Source organism: Acidimicrobiales bacterium (genome assembly GCA_036270875.1).
GTDB lineage: Bacteria > Actinomycetota > Acidimicrobiia > Acidimicrobiales > AC-9 > AC-9.
Window position 1 is genome coordinate 1 of the sequence record DATBBR010000027.1, and the last position, 3,402, is coordinate 3,402.

Consider the following 3,402-nt stretch of genomic DNA (forward strand, 5'->3'; position numbering starts at 1 on the left):
CACGGTCGCCCGACGAGATCTCGCTCGCCCAGATCGTCTCTGCCGTCGACGGGCCGATTGCGGCCGGCGACTTCGGTGAGCCACACGAGAACGGAGCCTGTGATCACGAGGGCCAATGCGTGCTCCTGGCCGTCTGGGCCGATGTGGGCGAGGTCATCCGCACCCATCTGCAGTCCTACAGCCTGGCCGACATGGTCGACCGGGCCCAGGGCAACGTGGCCGCCCCGGTCTGAACAGCCGACGCCGGCCAGCCTGGTCCTCACACGGGGTCCGGCACGAAGTTCCACAGCTCGACGGCGGGTGCGTTCCCGTCCCATCCGAGCACGCTGACGCCGCCGACGGCGAGGAGGAACAGACGTCCGGCGACGGGCGGCAGCCCCAGCCACCTGGCGGTGAGCACTCGCAGCACGTGCCCGTGGGCCACGCAGAGCGAGTCGCCGCCCTGACGCCTCGTGCGCTCGATCACCCGGTCGGCGCGGCGTCCGACGTCCGCCGCGCGCTCCCCCTGGGGCACGCCCTGTTCCCAGAGGCTCCAGTCCGGCCTCTCCTCGCGGATCTGGCGCGACGCGACGCCCTCGTAGTCGCCGTAATCCCACTCCACGAGGTCCGGCTCCGTCTCGCCCACGAACCCCGTCAGCCGGCAGGTGTCGGCGGCCCGGCGCAGCGGGCTCGTGAGGACCAGGGCGAAGTCCCAGCCCGCCGACCGCAGATAGGCACCGACCGCTGCCGCCTGACCCTCTCCTTCGGGGAGCAGGGGAATATCCGTGCGCCCCGTGTGTTGACCACTTTCGGACCACTGCGTCGCGCCGTGGCGGACGATCACCAATCGGCCGGCCATGGCGGTACATGACCACGACCTTCCCCGAGGTCGCAAGCCCAGGTGCGAACATCCCGGTGGAATGATCGGGCACCGGTCCTGGTTGTACCCGACAGGTTCATCCCCGGATACCCGGGGTACGTACGACTGAGAGCGAGCGAAAAACGGCTGGAGCGAGAATGAAGAGCTCGGTGAGCACATCGGACACCTTGGGGTTGATGCTGCGCGACCTCGACCAGTTCCCCATGCCCGACCACGAGCAGCAGGTAGAGCTGGCCAAGCGAGTAGCTGCGGGCGACGATGCTGCCCGCAAGCAAATGGTCGCCGCCAACTTGCGCCTCGTCGTGCACTGGGCGCGCCGCTATCAGGACAGGGGCGTCGACATGGCCGACCTGGTGCAGGAAGGGACCTTCGGTCTCATGCGCGCCGTCGACAAGTTCGACTGGGAGCGCGGTTTCCGCTTCTCGACTTATGCGACCTGGTGGATCCGCCAGGCCCTCCAGCGAGCTGTGCAGCAGCACGGCCGGACGATCCGGATCCCCCTCGAGGTCGGCGAGCAGATCCAGCGTCTCGAGCTCACCAAGGCGGAGTTGGCCAGCACCCTGGGCCGCGCGCCGACGGTGGAAGAGCTGGACGAAGCGACCGGCATGACAGCCGAGGAGCGCGAGTCGCTGGACGACGTGGCCCGCGTGACGGCTTCGCTGGACCAGCCGGCCGCGCTCGAGTCGACCACCACACTCGGTGAGCTCGTGGCGCCCGACGGCTCGGACTTCGCCGTCGACGTCGAGGAGACGATGGTCTACGAGCGTGTCCGCGACGCGGTCGAGCGGTTGCCGGGTCTCCAGCGCGACGTGCTGCAGCTCCGCTTCGGCTTCGGCGGGGACTCCCCCGCGTCACTGCAGTCGACAGCCGAGCGCCTCGGCGTCGGCGTGCGCCGGGTCCGCCGAGCGGAGGAGGAGGCGCTGGCCGCGCTCTCCGGCGACGTCGACGTGCTCGGGGTCCACAAGGCCGCCTGATCGCTGTCTCCGGCGCCTCACTACGTGGGGCCCGGCTGACGATCATCGGTCGGACAGGTAGGCCTGCAGGTCACCGGGCAGCGGTGCATCGAACTCGGCACGCGCTCCCGTGACGGGATGGTCGAATGCCAGCCGTCCGGCGTGGAGGAAGAACCGCCCCGCACCGAGGCGCTTGTCCGGCCGGCCATAACGCGCGTCGCCGATGACCGGATGGCCGATCGCCGCCATGTGGACCCGCACCTGGTGCGTCCGCCCGCTCTGCAGCGCGAGCTCCAGCAGCGTGGTTGGGGCGTCGGAGTCGACACCTCGCCGCTCGAGCACCCGGTACGCCGTGCGCGCCGCCTTTCCCCGCGGCGTGATCGCCATTTTTGTGGGCGTCCGGACGGAACGTCCGATCGGCGCGTCCACCTCTCCCTGGTCGTCGTGCACGAGCCCGGCCACCAGCGCCAGGTACCTGCGCTCCATGGTGCGCGTCGCGAGCTGCGCCACCAGAGACTCGTATGCGCCGGCGGTGCGGGCGACCGCCAGGAGGCCCGAGGTGCCCTTGTCGAGGCGGTGCACGATGCCGGGCCGGTCCGGGGCGCACACCCCTGCCGTCACGAGGTCCGCCAGTTCGGGAAACGCCGCCAGCAGCCCGCCGACCAGGGTGCCCTCGGCATGCCCGGCGCCCGGATGCACGACCAGCCCCGCCGGCTTGTCGATCACCGCGACGTCGTCGTCGGCGTGCACGACTGCGAAGCGCACCCCCGGTTCGGCGGACGGGATGGCGGAAGCGGCCTCGGGCAGTTGCACGGTGAGAAGAGCTCCCTCGCGGAGCGGCACGCGACCCGAAGTGACCGGCGCCCCGTCCACGAGGACCCGGCCCGTCTCGACGAGCTCGGCGGCCACCGCCCGAGAGACATCGGCCACCATGGCGACGCCCCGGTCCACCCGGACACCCGACAGCGTGGCCGGAACCTCGACCGTCATTGTCTCCGCCGGCTCGGCCCCTCCTCCCTGGTTCACCCGGAGCCACCCTCGTCCGCCCGTCGTGGCTCGCCCGCAGCACCCGAGTGCCCGAACAACAGCGAGACGACGACCACGACCACGCCGATCGTGACGCACGCGTCGGCAAAATTGAAGGTCGGCCAGTAGTCGAGGGTGATGAAGTCGGGCACCCGGCCACCGTGCCCACCGACGATCCGCTCGCTCAGGTTCCCGACGGCCCCGCCCAGCACCAGGCCCGCACCGATCGCCATCGGCACCGTGCGCACTTGTGCGACCACCCACGCCAGCACGAGGACGCCCAGGCACAACAAGACCGTGACGATGACGGCACGCCCGCTGAAGAGGCTGAACGCGAAGCCGGAATTGAAGGTGAGCGCCAGGCCGAACGGGCCCCACACGTGGTGGGCCTCGTGGAGATGGTCGACGGCCAGCGTGGTGCTCACCCTGTCCACCACCACCACGACCACGGCGATGGCGAAGGCCACCACCCGTGGCGTGGTCAGCGCCGGGACAGGCCCCCGCTCTTGCACGCCACGCAGAGGCGTGCGTACGGCAGGGCACGCAGCCGAGGCTTCGGGATGG

5 protein-coding genes are annotated in these 3,402 nt (G+C 70.7%); 2 read left to right on the plus strand and 3 right to left on the minus strand.

Translation table 11 applies throughout. The features are described from left to right. Nucleotides 1-233, plus strand: a 233-nt coding sequence (locus tag VH112_02570; protein ID HEX4539102.1) for an Rrf2 family transcriptional regulator, incomplete at its 5' end; no start/stop codon positions are given. Between the two features lie 26 nt (nt 234-259). On the opposite strand, the gene VH112_02575 is transcribed toward VH112_02570, so the two are convergent. Beyond that, entirely contained in the window at nt 260-838 is a 579-nt protein-coding gene (locus tag VH112_02575) for a histidine phosphatase family protein (GenBank protein HEX4539103.1), read from the minus strand. A gap of 170 nt (nt 839-1,008) precedes the next feature. On the opposite strand from VH112_02575, the gene VH112_02580 reads away from it, so the two are divergent. Beyond that, nucleotides 1,009-1,833 (plus strand): sigma-70 family RNA polymerase sigma factor, encoded by an 825-nt coding sequence (locus tag VH112_02580; protein ID HEX4539104.1) that lies wholly within the window; start codon nt 1,009-1,011, stop codon nt 1,831-1,833. Between the two features lie 42 nt (nt 1,834-1,875). On the opposite strand, the gene VH112_02585 is transcribed toward VH112_02580, so the two are convergent. Next, nucleotides 1,876-2,838 (minus strand): RluA family pseudouridine synthase, encoded by a 963-nt coding sequence (locus VH112_02585; GenBank protein ID HEX4539105.1) that lies wholly within the window; start codon nt 2,836-2,838, stop codon nt 1,876-1,878. Beyond that, the coding region (locus VH112_02590; GenBank protein ID HEX4539106.1) for a signal peptidase II at nt 2,835-3,402 on the minus strand (568 nt) is incomplete at its 5' end. The genes VH112_02590 and VH112_02585, both read right to left, overlap by 4 nt.

Excerpts from the sequence above, each read along its gene's own strand:
- VH112_02575 (HEX4539103.1), bottom strand. The coding sequence starts at position 838 with ATGGCCGGCCGATTGGTGATCGTCCGCCACGGCGCGACGCAGTGGTCC.